This is a genomic window from Congregibacter sp. (assembly GCF_047617445.1).
GTDB lineage: Bacteria > Pseudomonadota > Gammaproteobacteria > Pseudomonadales > Halieaceae > Congregibacter.
This window is the reverse complement of the sequence record NZ_JBLGBE010000004.1, coordinates 62825-83150: the sequence shown is the minus strand read 5'-3', so window position 1 is coordinate 83150 and position 20326 is coordinate 62825. Positions and strand designations below refer to the sequence as shown.

The 20326-nt window shown below is 54.0% G+C and carries 13 protein-coding genes; 8 read left to right on the top strand and 5 right to left on the bottom strand.

From position 1 onward, the window contains the following. The 4 genes from ACI9KD_RS02445 to ACI9KD_RS02430 all read right to left on the bottom strand — a co-directional run. The coding region (locus ACI9KD_RS02445) for a ligand-binding sensor domain-containing protein (RefSeq protein ID WP_414979559.1) at window positions 1-2108 on the bottom strand (2108 nt) is incomplete at its 3' end. 134 nt (window positions 2109-2242) lie between these two features. Further along, the gene (locus tag ACI9KD_RS02440; RefSeq protein WP_414979558.1) at window positions 2243-2896 is read right to left on the bottom strand and encodes a hypothetical protein; all 654 of its coding nucleotides are present in this window, start codon (window positions 2894-2896) and stop codon (window positions 2243-2245) included. 153 nt (window positions 2897-3049) lie between these two features. Continuing rightward, window positions 3050-5032: a S8 family peptidase gene (locus tag ACI9KD_RS02435; protein ID WP_414979557.1), complete on the bottom strand. Its 1983-nt coding sequence runs from the start codon at window positions 5030-5032 to the stop codon at window positions 3050-3052. Further along, entirely contained in the window at window positions 5032-6861 is a 1830-nt protein-coding gene (locus ACI9KD_RS02430) for a putative bifunctional diguanylate cyclase/phosphodiesterase (protein ID WP_414979556.1), read from the bottom strand. Before ACI9KD_RS02430 ends, ACI9KD_RS02435 begins: the two co-directional genes overlap by 1 nt. Before the next feature lie 136 nt (window positions 6862-6997). Here ACI9KD_RS02430 and nadA point away from each other — a divergent pair, with 136 nt between their 5' ends. Beyond that, window positions 6998-8062 (top strand): quinolinate synthase NadA, encoded by a 1065-nt coding sequence (gene nadA / locus ACI9KD_RS02425; protein WP_414979555.1) that lies wholly within the window; start codon window positions 6998-7000, stop codon window positions 8060-8062. A gap of 15 nt (window positions 8063-8077) precedes the next feature. On the opposite strand, the gene ACI9KD_RS02420 is transcribed toward nadA, so the two are convergent. Further along, window positions 8078-9658, bottom strand: coding sequence for a M48 family metalloprotease (locus tag ACI9KD_RS02420; protein ID WP_414979554.1), 1581 nt, complete (start codon window positions 9656-9658; stop codon window positions 8078-8080). 96 nt (window positions 9659-9754) lie between these two features. On the opposite strand from ACI9KD_RS02420, the gene ACI9KD_RS02415 reads away from it, so the two are divergent. The 7 genes from ACI9KD_RS02415 (at window position 9755) to ACI9KD_RS02385 (ending at window position 20324) form a co-directional block, all read left to right on the top strand. Beyond that, window positions 9755-10018, top strand: a complete 264-nt coding sequence (locus ACI9KD_RS02415; protein ID WP_414979553.1) for a sulfurtransferase TusA family protein — start codon at window positions 9755-9757, stop codon at window positions 10016-10018. A 2-nt stretch (window positions 10019-10020) separates the two neighbouring features. After that, complete coding sequence (locus tag ACI9KD_RS02410; RefSeq protein ID WP_414979552.1) at window positions 10021-11097, top strand: AI-2E family transporter; 1077 nt, start codon at window positions 10021-10023, stop codon at window positions 11095-11097. Between the two features lie 4 nt (window positions 11098-11101). Beyond that, entirely contained in the window at window positions 11102-13978 is a 2877-nt protein-coding gene (locus ACI9KD_RS02405; protein WP_414979551.1) for an insulinase family protein, read from the top strand. A gap of 256 nt (window positions 13979-14234) precedes the next feature. After that, entirely contained in the window at window positions 14235-16883 is a 2649-nt protein-coding gene (gene aceE, locus ACI9KD_RS02400; protein WP_414979550.1) for a pyruvate dehydrogenase (acetyl-transferring), homodimeric type, read from the top strand. 47 nt (window positions 16884-16930) lie between these two features. Continuing rightward, the gene (gene aceF, locus ACI9KD_RS02395; protein ID WP_414979549.1) at window positions 16931-18565 is read left to right on the top strand and encodes a dihydrolipoyllysine-residue acetyltransferase; all 1635 of its coding nucleotides are present in this window, start codon (window positions 16931-16933) and stop codon (window positions 18563-18565) included. A gap of 2 nt (window positions 18566-18567) precedes the next feature. Beyond that, on the top strand, window positions 18568-19482 hold the full coding sequence (locus tag ACI9KD_RS02390) for a hypothetical protein (RefSeq protein ID WP_414979548.1): 915 nt from the start codon (window positions 18568-18570) through the stop codon (window positions 19480-19482). Further along, on the top strand, window positions 19479-20324 hold the full coding sequence (locus ACI9KD_RS02385) for an HAD-IIB family hydrolase (protein ID WP_414979547.1): 846 nt from the start codon (window positions 19479-19481) through the stop codon (window positions 20322-20324). The genes ACI9KD_RS02390 and ACI9KD_RS02385 overlap by 4 nt, the downstream gene beginning before the upstream one ends. Window positions 20325-20326: the final 2 nt, after the last annotated feature.

The following is a 20326-nucleotide window of genomic DNA, read 5'->3' as shown; positions in this document are numbered from 1 at the left end:
TATGGCGCGTCGAAGTACATGTGCTCATTAAGTAGTTTGAAACTAGTGACTTGTATTTTGGGTTCGAACGAGTCGTCGTAACTTTTTTCAGGCTCGATGACATTAAAGCCAAATTGACCGCCGAAAAACAAAGATCCATCTGCGCCAACATGAGCAGCTCCTTGGTTAAATTCGCGCGCCTGCAGTCCTGCAGTCACATCAAAGCTTACAGAATGCTGTCGGGACCCATCTATTCGTGTGATGCCTGCATTATGAGAGATCCATAGGTTGTCTTGCTGGTCGACTAAAATTCCGAGTATGTCTGCGCTAGGAACGCCTACATCGGGCGGCAACTGATGAAATCGCGGCGACCGATCTTGGGCGGCATCAATCTTCAAAAAGTTTAGGCCACCACTCCTGGTGCCGATCCATAGAACACCATTGTTATCTTCTGCGAGAGAGAAAACAGTGTTGCTAGACAGTGTGGTCGTATCCTCTGGATCGAACTTGAAACGTCTGAAGGTCAGGTTGTTTGGATCAAAAAGGTTGAGCCCATCTTGAGTCCCCACCCAGACTTGTTCATGAGCGTCGATCAAAAGAGAGAGAACTCTGTCATCGCTGATAGTGGTGCCGTCGTTGCTTTGGCTGACGAGGACTTGAAAAGATTTTTCCTGCGGATCATATATATTCAGGCCCCCACCATATGTGCCTACGAGTATTCGTCCATCGGGCATTGCCTTGACCACCGGGACTCCATTCTCGGAAAGTGACCCCTCTTCTCCATCGGCAGTAAACTGAGTGATGCTTTTTGATCCTAGATCTACTTCAAAAAAACCTGTGTTTAGTGATCCAGCCCAAATCGTAGATCCTTGCTTTGCGATGGTGGTTACTTCATAGCCCTCAAGGAGTGTGTCGACAGGCGTGGTTATCGCCCAGGCCCCGCTGGCATCTCTTTCCGGACGGATGGCAGTTATTCCTCTAGATGTGCCGATCCACCAGTTTTCGTCGTTATCAGTAGCTATTGAATATGTAACGCTGGAAGACAGGCCATCCTCTTCGGTGAACTTTTGGAAGAGTGACCGCGTGCCTTGAGCCAAACCACTGAATGTACCAATCCAAAGCATGCCAGACCGGCTTTGCAGTATTGCGGTGACCGTAGCTTCGGGTAATTGCGTGTTTACTGATGTGAGCCAGGTGGCAGAGCCAGAGGGCGAGTAAACCACTATGCCGGCATCTGTGCCGAACCAATGGTTTCCTTCGGCGTCTTCCATTACCGTCAAAATCTGATTTGCAGTTTCCGCCGGCGTGGCTGTGTGAATTGGATGTTTAGCTAGAGTATTTTTGGCTGGGTCATATAGGAATGCGCCGTCGCTGAAGGATGTAATCAAAAGCGATCCCGAGTCCAGCAGAATCATATCTGTGATGTCGATGGGGAGTGCGGTTGAGTCGTCTGTGAGTTGCTTTGCTACTGGCGCAACCACCTGAGTAGTTGCGCTCATCCTATAGAGGCCGCTTCCAGTTATAGCAATGTAGAGAGTGCCGTCAGCCGTCTCTGCAAAAGCTTTTACGATGGCACTTGGTATTTGGTTTGGCAAAAAGTAGTGAACGAATGATTCATCTGTCGAATCGAAGCGGCTAAATCCAGAGCCATTAGCATAACCCACCCATAAGGAGCCGTCTTGGCTAGCGCTTAGGCTGGAAATCATATTTGATATTGGGTTTTTGTTCGTAATTGAGGGGCGGGCTTTGTACGAAGTGAAACTTAGACTCGCTTCGTTAAATCGGTTGAGCCCGCCACCGAGAGTGCCAATCCAAAGAGTCTTATTCCCATCTTCAGCCATATTGGTTGTCACCTGATTGCTAATCGAGGTTTCATCCGATCGGTCTGTTCTGAAAGAAACTACTGTGTAGCCGTCAAACCGGTTTAGCCCTTCTTGCGTCAGCAGCCAAATAAAGTCGTTACTGTCCTGGAAAATGTCTACTACTGAGCTTTGAGAAAGGTCCTGCGACGCAGGTGATATTTCGATTGCGTATTCGTCTTGTCTGAACGCAGAGGAATGCATGCTAGAAAAAAAGCAGGTGAGGAAAACCCCAGTAAGTAATATAGATTTCATTAATTCACTGTTCATTGCACTCTTTGGAGCATTCTACAGTGATAGAGTATCAATAAAAGGAAGGGCCAGCCTGGTTTAACAGGCTGGCCCTTATCTACAAACGCCGCGGAATTTTGGCAGGCCCGCAGCGAAGCAGGCGTAGGCTCTCGTTAGCGGATTCCCCAGATGAAACCTTGCTGGTCAGCCGTATTGCGGATGCCCCAGATGAAGCCTTGCTGGTCTGCATCGTTGCGGATGCCCCAGATGAAGCCTTGCTGGTCTGCATCGTTGCGGATGCCCCAAATGAAGCCTTGCTGGTCTGCATCGTTGCGGATGCCCCAAATGAAGCCCTGCTGTTCGGCGTCGTTGCGGATGCCCCAAATGAAGCCTTGCTGTTCGGCGTCGTTGCGAATACCCCAGATGAAACCCTGCTGTTCGGCTGCGTTACGTATACCCCAAATGAAACCTTGCTGATCGGCTGAGTTACGAATACCCCAGATAAAACCTTTGGTCTCACTTTGCGCCGCTTGGGAATAGGAGGAGGCCGAGAGCGATGCTACCGTTGGTCGCGCATTTGCGGTGTCCCAGCGGAATCCGGACGTGTCCTGTGCAGCGGCTGTACTTGCGATGGCCTGATTAGAATCACTGCGATCCCAAGCAAAGCCAGGCTTCGATTTTCGCCCTAAAACCATTTGCTTTGCGACCACGTGTTTAACGTCTACACCTGGTTTTAACGACTCGCCTGCCGTTACGCCTGTATTCGCCAATGTCGCTGCCAAACCTAAAGCTGCAATTGAAAATGTATTCTTAATCGTTGCTTTCATAATCGCCACGCCTGCCTTCGTAGTTAAAAAATTGATATCCGGAACTTGATTCCGGGTGGAGTCGGTTTTCTTGCCGACGCCCTCAATACATAAGGTAGGCGTGTGTGGTCTAAAAGTTGAGGTGTGGGGTTGCCCCGTTTGGGGTATGTGGGATTACTGTTCTTGGGTCGCCAGTTCTTCGATCTGGCCTTGCTCTTTGTTGTAGATGCCGACCCAATCTATCGGACTATCTAAAGGTTCTTCCTTCAGCCGCTCCAGGTGCGGGGCTATGCCCCAGCGCCGTGATTCGGATAATCCTTTTTCGCTGTCGCGATTGCTAATTACATTTGATTGGCTGGGTAGGTAGGGAGCAACATCTTTAGAAAATACTGCAGGACCCTGAAAATGCTGCTCGCCCGCAATGTCGGCATCGATATCAAGGGAAGCCTGTTGGCACTCGCTCGTGCCAACAGTTACTGCTCTTTGAATGTTAATCATGCCTCTGCCCTGCGTAAGGGGCGAGTAGGCAAGCCGGCCGTCAATTTCGATGGCAGGCTCAGCACTGCTAACGAGCATACATTTCAGTTCGTCGTTACTGAGCTCCGGTGCGATCTGCAGCATCAGTGCCACGAGTCCTGATACCAAGGCTGTTGCCTGAGAGGTGCCGGTCATCACAAACTCGCCGCTCTGCAAAAGGAACTCGGGCAATTGCCGACTCAAAGTCGAGCCTGGCCGGATGATTCCTGAGATGTGCCCGCCCATTGCCACCAGATCTGGCTTGATGTGGCCCATGGGAGTCGGGCCTCGGGACGAAAAATCGGGAATATAGTCATCGTTGCGATCCTCCTCGGTCCATGAATCAGTGACCGCTCCGACCGTTAGGAGGTATGGCAGGTTGCCAGGAGATCCAACGGTCATGGGCTCTGGACCTTCGTTGCCGGCTGCGGCAGCAATAAAGATACCTGCCCGCCACGCCTGCATGAGCGCCTGGTTAACGGGGTCTTCCCAGTATGGCCAGCGAGGTCTTGCCGCAAACGATAGATTCAGAACCCGGATGTTCAGGCGCTCTCGATTGTCCACTACCCACTGCACGCCCCGGACGATATCCAGAAAGCCTGCTTTGCCATTTTCACCAAAGGCTTTGACCACCGCGAGCTTCACATCGGGAGCTATGCCCAGGTAGCTCGGTTGCGACGTGCCGGCTCTCGTAACGGATCCGCTGCGTGCCAACACACTGGTCATATGTGTGCCGTGTCCGCTTTCATCAAAAGCCTCGTCTACCTCTTGACCTTGGATGGCGTCATAGCGTGCCAATACCCGGTTATGACCTGAGGTGTCCAGGGTGAGCTCAGAATTGGCCTCCCATAGTCCTGAGTCGAGCACCGCAACCGTGATCCCGCTGCCCGTGATGCCATGACTGTGTAACAAAGCTGCCCCACTGGCGTTGGGGTAGTAGCTGTCCTTGGACGGCTCGGTATAGCTTGGAACCAACTCCGCGTAGCAGTCTTCTGTGACCTTTGCTCGTAGCACAATTTTATTTTGCAGCGCAGCAGTCGCATTAGGGCTTGTCTCGAATTCAAAGTGTACCGAGACATAATTATTCGAGTCGATACTCAGCGCACTCTCGCCGCTCCAAACAACACCCCTAGAGGGGCTGGCACTCTCTTCGATTTTGAGCGGTACCGAACCCCAGGTCGCTGACTCGAGAGCACCCAGTTCTTGCGGCCATGCGATTTGGCCCTGAGAGATGATGAGTGGCTCGTCAGCTTTGTTGAACAAGCGCCAAGTGGCGGTTGTGGAGTCCCAGCTAAGTTCGATAGCGGCTTTCAATGAACACTGCCCGACGTCCGGAGTATCAGGTTCTGGCTCCCAGGCTAGATCATCGATGACACGTTGGATGCCCGGCGTAGCGTCTTTAATATCGGCCAGTTGCCCAGTGCTCATTCGAGCACCTAAGGCATTGATGATGGGCAGATGGTGGGTGATGGTGGCGCCGTGGGCGCGGACACTTTGAGCTATGGCGTCCAGATCCTCGCCTTGCAGCATGACAAGCAATTCGTTGCTACTTGCTGCGGTCCCAGCGTTCAGTAGCAGCGGGAGCTGTAGTAGTACACTGCCAAAAATCTTGGGTGTGCCCCGAAGAAGCCGTGGGCGCATCAATCTTTTTCCTTTGACTCCTGCGACTCCTGCACCCGCCTAATCGTCTCCGAATAATCCTGGAGAAGGGCGTTAGGCACATCCTCTGGATAGAGAGGACGAGCAAAGTAAAAGCCTTGCATGAGATCGACACCACGTTTCGCTAGATAGGCGAGTTGCTCTTCGGTTTCTATTCCCTCGGCGATTGAGCGCATGTTCAAGGCCTTTGCCAAAGCGATGATCGCATCGACAATGGCAGCGCCGTCTGAACTGTTCATATCTGCGACAAAGCTTTGATCAATTTTCAATGTGTTAATCGGGAATCGGCGTAAATAACTCAAGGACGAGTAGCCGGTGCCAAAATCATCCACGGCCAGATCAAGACCAAGAGACTTCAATTGCGAGAGCTTGAGAATATTACTCTCGCCGTCGGTCATGATGGCGCTTTCTGTGAGTTCGAGCTCCAGCCGGTGTGGGTCAAGGCCTGAGCGTTCCAGAAACCCCTTGATGTAGTGCAGCAAGTCAGGCTGATTGAATTGCAATGGTGAGATGTTCACGCAAACTCTGAAGCTCGCCAGCCCAATGGAGTCCCAGTAAACGCAGTGCCGGGCCACTTCTTTGAGTACCCATTCTCCCAGTTCGATGATTTGTCCCGTGCTCTCGGCAACAGGGATAAAGTCGCCGGGGGAGATCATGCCTCGTTCCGGGTGCTTCCAGCGTACTAATGCCTCCAGGCTGACCACTGAGCCAGTGATGGTTTCTACCTGGGGCTGGTAACGAAGTTCCAGTTGATCTGAGCGCATGGCTTCGCGCAGATCTTCCTCAAGCTTGAGGTGTTCGACAGATCGGGCATTCATCTCTTCATTATAGAAACGAAAGCATGCCCGGCCGTCTGCTTTTGCCGCGTACATGGCAGTGTCGGCGTTCCTCACTAAACTCTCAGCGTCCTCACCGTCCTGGGGATACATGGCGATCCCTATACTCGGAGTCACCACCGGGTTGTGGGTTTGCAAGGGAATGGGTTCTGAAAGTGAGGTCATGATTCGGCGGGCGACGCGCTCTACATCGTCGGTGTGCTGAACATCCGCCAGTACGACGGTAAATTCGTCGCCACCAAGGCGTGCGATTTCGGTGTTGCCATCGTGGTCATCCTCGGCGCTGCCTTCTGTGTAGTAACTGATCGCGTCGTCTTCTCGAAGCTCATTGATCAATCTCTTTGAGATTTCCACAAGCAGTCGATCACCACGTCCGTGCCCAATGGAGTCGTTGATTCGCTTGAAATTATCCAAATCAATGAACAGTAGCGCCGAATGCGTGTTCAGACGCTGGGAGCGCTTAAGGATGCGGTTCAGTTGTTCGTTAAAGCTTCTGCGATTGGGCAGACTGGTCAATGGGTCGAAATAAGCCAGATAGCGGAGCCGGTCTTCTTGGCGCTTTAGCGAGTTAAACGCATTGCTGGCGCGCAGCATGTACTGGACGTCACGACCCAATAGTGACCAGTTAACCGGCTTTGTCTTGTACTGCGTGGCGCCGGCGTCAAAACCATCATCGATGGATTGACGATCATCGGAACCGGTAACGATCATAATGGGTACCGTTTCACCCTGGGGCATTGCACGTATTCGGCGGCAGACTTCCAAGCCGGTCATTCCGGGCATTTCTACATCCAGGAAAACCAAATCTGGCCGTTCGCGTACAAAGGTATCAAGGGCTTCGTGTCCGTCTGCCGCCTCGACTACGATCATGCCCTCGGATTCCAGACACTGTCGGCTTAACAGGCGCACATTCATATCGTCGTCAGCGACTAGAATCTTGGCGCGTTGCCCTGTCTGGGGTGCCTCGTTGGACATAAAATTTGATCATTATGAAAGAGGTGAAAGGCTATCACTGTGCCGTTGCAATGCCCAGCGTTGGGAGAGCCAAAAACAGACGGTTATCGCAGCTCTGTGCTACTATTTTTTCGTTTGATATTCCCATAGGTTCAGCATGACTATCGCTTCCGATCGTCTGCAAGCGATTCGCGAGCAGGTCCAACATCACCTCGACAAAGATCCTTCTGAGCAACTGTCTCCGGAGCGGCGGCGAGAATTGGTCGATCGCATCAAGAAACAATTGACTGCGCACAACGCTGTGATTGTGTCGCACTACTACACTGCGCCCGAAATTCAGGCCTTGACAGAGGAGACCGGAGGCTGTGTATCCGACTCTCTGGAGATGGCGAGGTTTGGTCACGATCACCCCGCGGAGACCCTAATTGTCGCTGGCGTGCGGTTTATGGGCGAGACCGCCAAAATTCTGACTCCGCAAAAACGCGTGCTCATGCCGACACTTGAGGCTACCTGCTCCTTGGATTTGGGCTGTCCTGCGGATGAGTTTGCGGCTTTTTGCGATGAGCACCCTGATCGGCAGGTCGTGGTCTACGCCAATACCTCGGCAGCCGTGAAAGCTCGGGCCGACTGGGTTGTCACCTCCAGTATCGCCGTAGATGTAGTCGAGCATCTGTCCTCCCAGGGCGAAAAAATCCTGTGGGCGCCAGATCGTCACCTGGGCGATTACGTACGCCGGCAGACGGGTGCCGACATGGTGATGTGGGACGGAGCTTGTATCGTGCATGAGGAGTTTAAGGCGCGGGCTTTGGAAGACTTAAAACGTGTGTATCCTGATGCTGCTGTATTGGTGCACCCCGAGTCGCCCGCCAGTGTGGTTGCGCTTGCAGATCGTGTGGGATCTACCACGCAGATCATCAACGCAGCCCGAGAGATGGACAACCCTCAGTTTATCGTTGCTACAGATCAGGGGATATTCTACAAATTGCAGCAACAGGCCCCTGACAAGCAGTTCATTATTGCGCCGACAGCGGGTAACGGAGCCACCTGTCGCAGCTGTGCGAATTGCCCGTGGATGGCTATGAACGAGCTCGAATCGCTTGCTACAGTGTTCGATCGCGGCGATAACGAGATATTTGTTGATGCGCAGCTTGGGGAGCGCGCGATGTTGCCCCTGCGGCGCATGCTGCAATTCTCTGCAACTAGAGCTGCCGCACATGGCTAGTCCTCTCGGGCCGTCTTAGGACTCCAGCATTTCTCTCATTTGAGCAACGTCGTTGATCCGCTGATTGATCTTCGCGCTTGTGGTGTAGTCGTTTCGAACTAGATCTAAGGCATAGCGCAGCTGCTTTTCGGCCTGGTCAAGAATGCCGTTGAGGATAAAGTACTCGGCGCGGGCTTGATGCAGACCGATAATGTTGCCCGACAAGCCCTGAACCTCAGCGAGTAAATACCAGAGATAGGGGTCATGGGGCTTGCGTTTGCTCTGCTCGACCAGAACTTCTTCGGCAATGTGTGCCTGCTGGCCCTGCATCAAAGCTTCTGCATAGGTCATCGTTAGCGCGTGGTTACGCGGAGTCAACTTCAGCCTTGCGGCAAGTTTTTCCGCGGCACGATGGGGCTCATTACGTGCCATATCGATCCGCGCGTCGGCAATCACGTACTCCAATCGGTTGGGCTCGGCGGCCCAGATTGCGTCCAGCTCCAACGCTGCTTCATCGCCGCGTCCTGCATCTGTCAGAGCAAGCACCAGCCCGTAGCGCGCTGCCGCCGTAGAGCGAGGCGAACCATCAAGCTCCTGTCTGAACTTCGCGGCGGCTTCTTCTGGAGTGTCGGCGAGTTGATTGACCACCCGGGCGCGCATCAACTGGTAATCCAGCTTGGCTGGTCGAATCTGCTTGGGGTGCTGCCGAGCCCGGTTTCGAGTGTCTGCGATCCGGTTTTCAGACAGGGGGTGCGTACGCAAAAACTCCGGCATACGACTGCCTGTGGCATAGCGTGAAGCTTGCATCATCCGGTCAAACATCGATGAGGCAGCATGGGGGTCCATCCCGGCATCAACGATGATTTGCATGGCAACTCGGTCGGCTTCTGCCTCGTTACTGCGAGAATAACGTAGAGCGGAATCCTGTGCGGCCGCTTGAGCTGCTGCCAGCGCTGCCATACCTGCCTCACCCCCGGCTGTCGCCATCAACACAAAGCCCGCAAGCATGGCCGCCAGGGTCAAAGGCTGCTGAGTCTTTGAGAACTCCACTCGACGTGAGAAGTGCCGTTGACTGAGGTGAGCGATTTCGTGCGCGATGACGGTGGCGAGCTCATCTTCAGTTTGTGCATGCAAAAGCAAGCCACTGTGAATGCCGATTACGCCGCCCGGCACTGCAAAAGCATTAATAGCCGCATTGTCGACCACCACGAGTTCCAGGCGCCGGTCCTGAAGCTCGCTCTCGGTAACCAGCTGAAACACAAGGTTTTCGAGATAACTAAAGAGCAGGGGGTCGTTGACCGTGGCCACCTGACTGCGAAACACCCTAAGCCAGGCCCGCCCCAGTTGATATTCGTATTCGGCGGAGAACAAACTGGTGCTTGATTCGCCAAGATTGGGGATCTTGAGTTTTTCTGTACGCTGGGCCTGGGCCTGGGCCTGGGCCTGGGCCTGGGCCTGGGCCGGGATCGTGGCGCACAGCAAAGTGGCCGATATCCACAGGACGAGGAGTCGGTTCCGGCAGTGTGAGCCCAGAGGGGCACGAGTTGGCTTGGTGGCGGTCATCAGCATGCAGTATTCTACGCGAGTCGGGCCGGCGTCGATTTGCCGTCGGCTCATTATTGTCTTGGACGACGCTTGGGTAAATAAGTTCGCTCAAGGTCGCGCCAAGTCAGGCGTATCTTATTGCGCTCCGAATACAAGGAAGCCTCGCTTTTGAGCAGTGAACAAGCATCTGTTACGGGAATAGGTCATGATGCAGATGCTCGGGTCGATGCTCGAGGGCAGCGCTGTCCCATGCCATTGTTAATGGCAAAGCGTGGGCTTAACGGCTTGGAGGTGGGCCAGACACTCCATTTGATCTCCACTGATTCGGGCTCTCGCCGTGATTTTGAGGTGTTTACGAAGCAAAGTGGGCACGAACTGCTCGAGGCTGTAGATGTCGATGATGAGTTTCACTTTTTACTGCGTAAAAACTGACCATGCTTGAAATTTTTACTAAGTGGTACGAACGCTATCTTTTCGAAGAGGAGTCGGTACTTCTGCTGGTGCTGATTTTCCTGTCGCTGATCCTTCTGGCGACCATTGGGGATATTCTTGCGCCCTTGCTAGCATCGATCGTCCTTGCTTATCTGGTGCAGGGCGTCGTGATTCTGCTCTGCCGGCTAGGTTTACCCCCGTGGCTCGGATTTTTCCTGGCATTTACGGTGTTCATGGGCGCATTTTTTGCGGTGCTTCTTGGCTTGCTACCCCTCGTTTGGCGCCAGTCCATCGGACTCATCACCGAAGTGCCTCGTATGATCGATCAGGGCCGTGACTTGCTCGAAATTCTGCCTGGGCGTTACCCCGAAGCCTTTAGTCAGGAGCAAATTGATCAGCTGTTATCCGGAGTTCAGGGCGAGATAGCAGGGCTGGGCCAAACGATCGTCACGATGACTTTAGCCAGCATACCGGGCTTCATGACGCTGATGGTGTATGTGGTACTGGTGCCGATTATTGTTTTTTTCTTGCTTAAGGATCGCGCGCAAATCACACGCTGGTTGGCAGCATTTTTACCCGAAAACCGACCTTTGCTGGACAGGATTTGGGCAGAGATGAATATCCAGTTCTCTAACTACGCTCGGGGCAAAATGGTCGAGATCATCATTGTGGGTGCGGTGAGTTATGTCAGCTTCACAGGGCTTGGTCTTCGCTATGCAGCCCTTCTTGGTCTGCTCGTGGGGCTCTCTGTGATCATCCCTTACATAGGCGCTTTTATTGTGACAGTACCTGTCGCGGCGGTGGGACTCTTTCAGTGGGGACTGACTCCGGAATTTTATTGGGTGTTGGCGGTCTATGTTGTTATACAAATGTTGGACGGCAACGTATTGGTGCCCCTGTTGTTTTCAGAAGCCGTTAATCTTCACCCTGTCGCTATCATTGTGGCGGTTTTGTTTTTTGGCGGTATCTGGGGGCTGTGGGGTGTGTTTTTTGCCATACCTCTTGCCACGTTGATCAAGGCTGTTATTAACGCCTGGCCCAAACGCGAAGCCGTCGCTATACCTAACTCTGCGGAGTAACACTATGCAAATTCGAATCACCGCGGCCTGCGCGGTGCAAGCCGGTCTGTTTGTGCTTGTTGGACTCCTGGCCGCCTGCGCTAGTCCCGAGCCACCATCCTCATCGACAGCTCCTGCTCAGAGCCCTAACGACCGCTTTGGCTATCGCCTGGTGACTTTGGATAATGGGTTAAAGACACTGCTTGTATCTAACCCGGATACTCCCAAAGCTGCGGCGTCTCTTGATGTGCAGGTCGGTAGCGGCGATAACCCCGAGGGTCGCGGTGGCTTGGCGCACTTTTTGGAGCACATGCTGTTTCTGGGCACGGCAAAGTACCCAAATGCGGCGGAGTATGAGCAGTTTGTGACAGAGCATGGCGGTACGCGAAACGCCTACACCAGCTTCGAGCACACTAACTACTTTTTCGATATTGATGCAGAGCATCTGCCCGATGCCTTAGACCGCTTTGCTCAGTTCTTTATTGCGCCTAATTTTGATGGAGCTTATGTAGATCGGGAGCGCAACGCCGTGCAGGCCGAGTATCAAATGGGTCTCAAGAGTGATCCACGTCGAGGCTTGGATGTACTTCAGGCGTCCATGAATCCAGAGCATCCCTTTAGTCAGTTCTCCGTAGGTAGTCTGGAGAGTCTTGCTGATCGCCCTGATTCGTCGGTTCGCGATGATTTGTTGAGCTTTTACGATAAACACTATTCCGCCGACATCATGCGTTTGGTCATTCTTGGCCGTGAGCCTTTGGACACGCTGGAGGACATGGCTAAAGAAATGTTCTCGGCGGTGCCTAACCGCAATGTGGAGCTTGAGCAGATCGAGGAACCGCTATTTGTCGATGCCCAGCTCCCCATGCTGCTCAAGATCAAGCCTCAGGGCACCTTGCGACAGTTAGAGGTGAATTTTCAGATTCCCGACTTCCGCGGCGATTACAACGCCAAACCTATGACCTACGTTTCCAGTCTTATGGGACACGAAGGCGAGGGGAGCTTGTTGTCTTTACTGAAGCGCGAGGGTCTGGCAGATGGTTTGTCCTCGGGTACGGGACTTAGTTGGCGGGGCGGAGCACTGCTGTCGGTGACCATAGCGCTTACCGAGAGCGGCGTGGCGGATTACGAGCGCGTACTACAGAGCGTGTTTGCTTATCTTGAATTACTGCAGTCACAGGATCCCAAAGAACGCATTTATGACGAACAATCTGCAGTGTCAGCTTTGGCATTTCGCTTCCGGGAACCGTCTGCGCCTATGGGTTACGTCAGCGGTTTGAGTAACGCCATGCATTACTACGCGGACAACGATCTGCTCCAGGGTCCTTATCTGATGAGCGATTTTGATCCCTTGATGATTAACGAGACACTGGAGGCTCTGACGCCTAGACGAGCACAAGTGGTGCTCACGGCGCCCGAAGTGAGCACAGATCGCGAGTCGCCCTATTATGCAGTGGCCTACAGTCAGTTGGGGCCAGAGGCCTTGATGCTGTCGCGGTGGCAGGCCGACGATATTTCGGGTCTGAGTCTGCCTGAGCCTAATCCGTTTATCGCCGAAGACGTCGAGCTTGTCGCTGTGGCTGACGATAACCCTGTCTTACCTGAGTTGCGGGTAGAGCAGCCGCGGAAACGGATCTGGTTTAAGCAGGCTGATGAGTTCCAGGTGCCTAAGGGAGCCATGTATGTGAGCTTTCGCTCGCCGCTGGTCTCAGCTTCGGCGGATCAAAAGGCGGCCTCAGCGCTGTACACTAGGATGGTCACAGACGCTGTGCGGGAGTACACCTATCCGGCTCTGCTCGCTGGATTGGGTTTCAATTTTTACAGCCATGCCCAGGGCATCAGCATGCGGGTGAGTGGCTACAACGATAAGCAGCCCATGTTGCTCAAAGAGCTTTTGGCCAATATTGCGGATCAGGCCTTTGAGCCCGCGCGCTTCGAACGCTTACGCCGGGATATGGTGTTGGAGCTACAAAACACCGTGGCACGTCGTCCAAGCTCACAGCTTATGGATGACCTGCGCCGCGCGTTGGGCAGAGGCTCTTACGATGAGCCGGAGCTGATCGCAGCGCTGGAGGCTCTTGATGTCGAAGGTCTTGAGACCTATCGCAAGAGCTTTTGGCAATCCGCCCGAGCAGAGGCGATGTTGTACGGGAACTATCCGCCAACTGATGTATATGTGATGTCCGAGACTCTGGACGTCGTTTTGGGCGCTGGAGAGGGTAAGCCCGCGGTAGCTCCGCAAGTACTGCGGATCACCGAGAATGACTCACTGGAATTACGTTCACGTATTGAGCACAACGATACGGTAGTAGCCTGGTATCTCCAGGGTGCGGGACAAACCTGGCGTGATCGTGCGCTCGTAGCACTGACTGCGCAGATTACGGAGTCCGGGTTCTTTCAGCAGTTGCGTACGGAGCAGCAGTTGGGATACATCGTATCGAGTTTCCCCTGGGCGCAGTACGATGTACCTGGACTACTCTTACTTGTGCAGTCTCCGTCGCATTCGTCAGCCCATGTCGTTGACGCGATGCAGCAATTTCTTGTGGGCACCTTGGAAGACATAACGCTGGAACAATTCGAGCGACATCGTCAGGCACTGATCAATGCGACTTTGAAACCGCAGGAAAATTTGCGGGAGCGCGCAGAGTTTTACTGGCAATCCATCGCAACTCGAGAATGGCTGTTCGATAGTCCCCAGGAAATGGCGGCGGCCGTAGAGTCCATTAGCTTTGAAGAGTGGCAGGCGGCATATCGACAGTTGTTCCTAGATGCGCCGCGTTCACTACTGGCGCTCAGTGCAGGAGCCAGGGCTGTGACGCCGGATATAAAAAGTGAGGTATTTGTAAGCCCTGAGGCTCTGCGCGACGGTCGCGGGACCTATGAGATAGACCTCTCTCCTTTGTGATCCTCCCCTGTTGCTTCCCACTCACTGGGGGTGGGAGCAGAATTTGATTTAAGCCGCATTGAGACCTGTTGGTTTCATATAGGAACCAACTAGGGGTGGTGCAGGACTTGTGATCAATATTTAGACACCGTATTATTTGTTGAAGCGTGCTCGGGGCTATCAATTTGCTCGAGTTGATTCTAATAAAGAACTAAGTAGCGTTTCAGCGGCGGCCCTAACTGGGTTTTCGTCATGCAACGCTGGCGGGACTACAGCAATGATCGACGATATCGACCCCATCGAAACCCGGGAATGGCTGGATTCACTGGACAGCGTTGTCCGAGACGGCGGCGACAATCGCGCCCGCTATCTCATGACTCAGTTGGCCAAGCACGCCGTTGATACGGGTGTGCCGCTCCCCCCGTCGATTACGACACCCTTTCGTAACACCATCAGGCCCGAAGACGAGAGGCCCATGCCGGGCGACTTGTTTATGGAGCGCCGTATTCGCTCGCTGGTGCGCTGGAACGCGCTAGCTATGGTGATGCGCGCTAACGATAACGATGAAGGTCTCGGCGGACACATCAGCAGTTTCTCGTCCTCCGCTACGCTTTATGACGTGGGCTGTAACTACTTTTTCCGCGGTACCGAAGATGGCCACCCTGGTGATCTTGTGTTCTACCAGGGGCACAGTGCTCCGGGAATGTACGCGCGTTCCTATCTAGAGGGCCGCCTGACGGAGGATCAGCTCGATAACTTTCGACGCGAGGTCGATGGAAATGGACTTTCCTCTTACCCACACCCCTGGTTGATGCCTGACTATTGGCAGTTCCCGACCGTGTCTATGGGGCTAGGTCCGATCCAGGCGATTTACCAAGCGCGGGTGATGAAGTACCAAAGTGATCGCGGTCTCGTTGATCAAAAAGACCGTAATGTTTGGTGTTTTCTGGGCGACGGCGAGTGCGACGAGCCTGAGTCTCTCGGTGCTATTTCTTTGGCGGGCCGTGAGAAACTAGGCAACCTCATTTTTGTCGTGAACTGTAACTTGCAGCGCCTTGATGGCCCTGTGCGCGGCAATGGCAAGATTATTCAAGAGCTTGAAGGCGTGTTCCGCGGTGCTGGCTGGGATGTTTCAAAGGTTATATGGGGTCGCAAGTGGGATCCGCTTCTGGAGCGGGATGAGTCTGGCATGCTGCAAAAGCGCATGGACGAAGTGTGTGACGGCGAACTCCAGAACTACAAGTACAACGGTGGGGCCTACACCCGGGAACACTTCTTTGGGAAGTACCCCGAGTCTCTGGATCTTGTGAAGGACCTTTCCGACGACGACATCATGTATCTCAATCGTGGTGGTCACGACCCTTACAAGGTTTATGCCGCCTACGCTAAAGCGGCAGACCAGTTTGAGCGGCCGACGGTTATTTTAGCCATGACAGTGAAAGGTTACGGTACGGGCGAGGCCGGAGAGGCCAGCAACGAAACTCACTCCCTGAAAAAGCTGGATATAGAGGCGCTTAAAGCGTTCCGGGATCGTTTTGCGATTCCAGTTGATGATGAAGCCTTGCCATCCGTGCCGTATTACCGGCCCGACGAGAACAGTCCCGAAATGCGTTATATGCGGGAGCGGCGTCGCCAGCTAGGTGGCTGTATACCTGCGCGCCGAAGTGAGGCGCAGGTCTTGCCAGTGCCAGGGCTGGATGCGTTTTCTGCTCAGACAAAGAGCAGCGGTGATCGCAGCGTCTCTACCACCATGGCCTTTGTGCGCATTTTGTCGACACTTGCCAAGGACAAGGCGATCGGACATCGCGTCGTACCTATCGTGCCGGATGAGGCGCGTACTTTTGGTATGGAAGGCATGTTCCGCCAGCTGGGCATTTATTCTTCTGTAGGTCAGCGATACACGCCGCATGATGCCGATAAGATCATGTACTACAAGGAAGATATCAAGGGACAGATTCTTGAAGAGGGCATCAACGAAGCTGGAGCGGCTTCGGCTTGGTTGGCGGCGGCTACGTCCTACAGCACCAGCAACTATCCGATGGTGCCTTTCTATATTTTTTATTCGATGTTTGGTTTTCAGCGCATTGGTGATTTGCTTTGGGCTGCGGGAGATAGTCAGGCTCGCGGTTTTCTCATGGGGGCCACGTCTGGACGTACAACGCTTAACGGCGAGGGCTTGCAGCATCAGGATGGTCACAGTCACCTGTTGGCCGCGACTATTCCAAATTGTGTCAGCTACGACCCAACGTACGCCTACGAGTTGGCGGTAATTATTCAAGATGGCATGCGTCGGATGTACTCGGAGCGGGAGAATCGCTTTTATTACATCACTACGATGAACGAAAGCTATCCTCAGCCTGCTCTGCCCGAAGGTGTGGAAGCCGGCATCGTGAAGGGTATGTATCGTTTGAAAAATGCCGAGACCGATGCTCCTCGTGTGCGCCTCTGTGGTGCGGGCAGCATTTTGCGGGAAGTGGAGGCAGCGGCAGAAATATTGCGCGCAGACTACGGCGTGGATGCTGAGGTGTGGAGCTTGACGAGCATCAATGAGTTACAGCGTGATGGTAAGCAGGTTGAGCGCTGGAATATGTTGAACCCTGATAAGGCTCCTCGAACGGCGTACTTCACTGAGCAGTTACAGGGGAGTGACGCTCCGGTCGTGATTGCCACGGACTATATGAAGAGTTTCTCTGAGCAGCTGCGTTCCGCCTGTCCAGCCGAGCTTTATGTTTTGGGCACAGACGGATTTGGACGCAGCGATACTCGCGCCAAGCTACGACACTTTTTTGAGGTCAGTCGGGAATTTGTCGTGTTGGCTGCGCTGAATGCGCTCGCCGCACGCGGTGATTACAGTGTTCAGGATGTCGCTTTGGCACGGGATGCCCTCGGGATTGATCCGAATAAAGTCGACCCCACAACAATATAAAAAGCAGTTAGCGCAGCGCTACTAGCGCTATAGCGAGGAGAGAGTCCGTGGCACAGGAAACAGTCCTAGTCCCTGATATTGGTGGTTCAGATGCTGCCGAAGTAGTTGAAGTGCTGGTGAGTCCCGGTGACATCGTCGAAATAGATCAAGGACTGTTGGTTCTCGAATCTGACAAAGCGTCTATGGAAATACCTTCCACAGTTGCAGGCACGGTGGTGGAGGTATTGGCGAAGGATGGAGATCAGCTGGCTGAAGGTGCGGCTGTTGCGGTCATCGAAACTACGGATGCTGCAGCTGGCGAAGCGGATTCAGCGGCTGTTGTTGCTCAGCCGATTGAGCCTGTGCCTGAAGAGGCTGAGAGCAAAAATACAGCTGATACGCCTGCGTCAGCCACCCCGGTATCACAGGCCGTGGAAATCACCGTGCCGGACATTGGCACCGATGAAGCCGTTGATCTCATTGAGATTTCGGTGAGCGTTGGCGACACCGTCGCCGAAGGTGACACGCTCGTGGTGCTCGAGACAGACAAGGCTTCTATGGAGGTGCCGTCGACCGCGTCTGGTGTAGTCAAGGCGTTGCAGGTTAACGAAGGTCAGCAGGTTAAGCAGGGTGATGTCCTCTTGATTCTTGATGCTGTTGTTACGGAGTCGAATGTTGTAGAGCCGAGTTCTGTTGACTCAAAGGCTAGTGCTCCAGCGCCCACCGCGGCGCCTGCGCCTGCAGTTGAGGCCCCGGTTCCACCGGCGAGTAAGGAAGCTGCAGCGGCGCCTGATTCCAAGGGCAAAGGCGTTTATGCCGGACCGGCCGTTCGTCGTCTTGCCAGGGAATTTGGCGTGCCGCTTGGGTCTGTTAAGAGCAGTGGACCTCGAGGCCGTATTCTCAAAGAGGATCTGCATCAATACGTGAGCCGTGCACTTGCGGCTCCCGGTGAGGGTAGTGGTGGCGCTGGCATACCGGTAATTCCGGATGTCGACTTTTCGGCTTTTGGGCCTGTAGATGTCGTCGAGCGAAGCAAGATTGACAAGATCACGGCCACGAATATGCAGCGCAACTGGCTCAACGTTCCGCACGTGACGCAGTTTGACGATGCCGATATCACGGAGATGGAAGCCTTTAGAAAGTCTCTAAAGGCCGAGGCCGAAAAGCGTGGCTCACGCTTGACCCCGTTACCGTTTTTACTCAAAGCCTGTGCAGTGGCACTCAAGCGCAACGAGAAAATCAACTCGTCGCTCAGTGATGGCGGAAGTACTCTGACCTACAAGCGCTATGTGCATATCGGAATGGCAGTCGATACGCCGGCAGGACTTGTAGTGCCCGTCATTCGCGATGTGGATCAGAAGACTCTTTGGGAGCTTGCTGACGAAGTCATAGAGCTGGCGGGCAAGGCGCGGGATCGCAAGCTCAAGCCGGCAGACATGCAGGGCGGGGGATTCACCGTGTCGAGTCTGGGCTCGATAGGTGGACGAGGCTTTACTCCGATTGTGAATGCACCCGAAGTCGCGATCCTCGGGGTCAGCCGCGCGAACACCCAACCCGTATGGGACGGGCAGAGTTTTCAGCCACGACTACAGTTGCCTTTGGCGCTCTCCTATGACCACAGGGTGGTTAATGGCGGCGATGCGGGACGTTTTCTTACCGAGCTATGTCAGCTTCTTGGAGATATTCGTAATCTTTTACTTTGATAGTGTCTGAGGCAGTAGCCACCATCAGGCCGTGGCAGCGCAGTTTTCTTGACGCGCATCGGCTACCCGATGCCTACCTGGATACGGCCAACAAATACTTTGAGCCTCTGGCGGGAGTCCTTGCTCAGCGACGTCGGACGCTGGGCTCCACACTGCATGTAGCACTTAACGGAAGCCAGGGCTCGGGCAAAAGCACCCTTGGAGATTATCTCTGTAGCTGTCTGGCTGAAGAGTACGGACTTTCCGCAGTAGCGTTGTCCCTTGACGATTTTTATCTCACTCGTGCAGAGCGACTTGATCTTGCTGAGCGCATTCACCCCTTATTGCGAACACGAGGTGTGCCAGGCACGCATGACGTGGAATTACTGCGCGCTGTGTTGAATGCGTTGAGCAGGGAGTCGCTAAAGCCGGTATCGGTACCGCGTTTTGATAAGTCCATAGACGATCGCGCACCCCAGGAAGTTTGGACGCTCATTGACGCTCCGGTAGATGTGGTTGTTTTGGAAGGCTGGTGTCTCGGGGCTACAAGCGAGGAGCCTGGGGTTCTCGCGCAGCCCATCAATACGCTGGAACGAGATGAAGACACAGAATCGCAGTGGCGAACTTACTCCAATGAGATGCTTAGGCAGCATTACGAACCGTTTTATGCTGACCTGGATGTTTGGATCATGCTCGCGGCTCCCGGTTTTGAGCAGGTGCTTCGCTGGCGTACCGAGCAAGAGGAGAAGCTCCGGGAATCCGTCGTAGGCCAGGGCGAAGGCGTAATGAGTGATGCTACGCTAAGTCGATTTGTTCAGCACTTTGAGCGCTACACAAGGCAATGCCTGCGTGATCTGCCACAACGCGCTGATGTGCTGCTCAAAATGGATGGCGATCGGAATATCGTCAGAACACATGGCCTGGAGTCTAGAGATTGAGTAACGTTGTTCATCTGGTCATAACTGACCTGGATGGTTCGCTACTGGATCATGATGACTATAGTTATGGACCGGCTAAGCCCGTACTACAGGTACTGGAAGAGATGCGGATTCCTGTGATCTTTGCTTCGAGTAAGACTCGGGCCGAGATGCTCGAGCTGCGCGCAGAGCTTGGCAACGAACACCCATTTATCGTAGAAAATGGCGCTGCGATTTGTATCCCTGAGCGCTACTTTCAAAAACAGCCAGCGGGTACCGAGCTCCGTGACGGTTACTGGGTTCGTGAGCTTGCGCCGTCTAGGACGCATTGGAAAGACGCGCTAGATAAGTTGCGAGAGAAAATGCCTGGATGTTTTATGGACTTTGCGACAGCGGGAACGGCTGGAATCGTCGAAATGACGGGGCTAAGCGCCGAGAAGGCCGCTCTTGCCAATGAGCGCGAGTACAGCGAGCCCGTGCAATGGCGGGGGAGCGATCTAGATCTCAAAGAATTTTTGTTCAAGCTGTCGGCAGCGGGAGCGCGGGTGCTCAAGGGCGGCCGTTTCTACAGTGTTGCCGGAGATTGCGACAAGGGTCAGGCTCTGGTTTGGCTACGCGAGGAATATGCGCTGGCCGCCAGGGCCTCGGCTGTTTATGATCTGGCAGTAGGGGATGGTGAGAACGACGTTCCTATGCTCGAAGTAGCCCGTCACGCTTTACAGATTCCTGCGCAGCATCGTGCGTTGCCGGAGCTTGATCGTGTGGACGGCGTTATCGTTGGTGAAGGTTACGGGCCAGAGGCCTGGGCAGCTGGGGTTCGCGAATGGTTGCGTGGCCTGTATCAGTCTCGTGAGGAAGTGTAAGC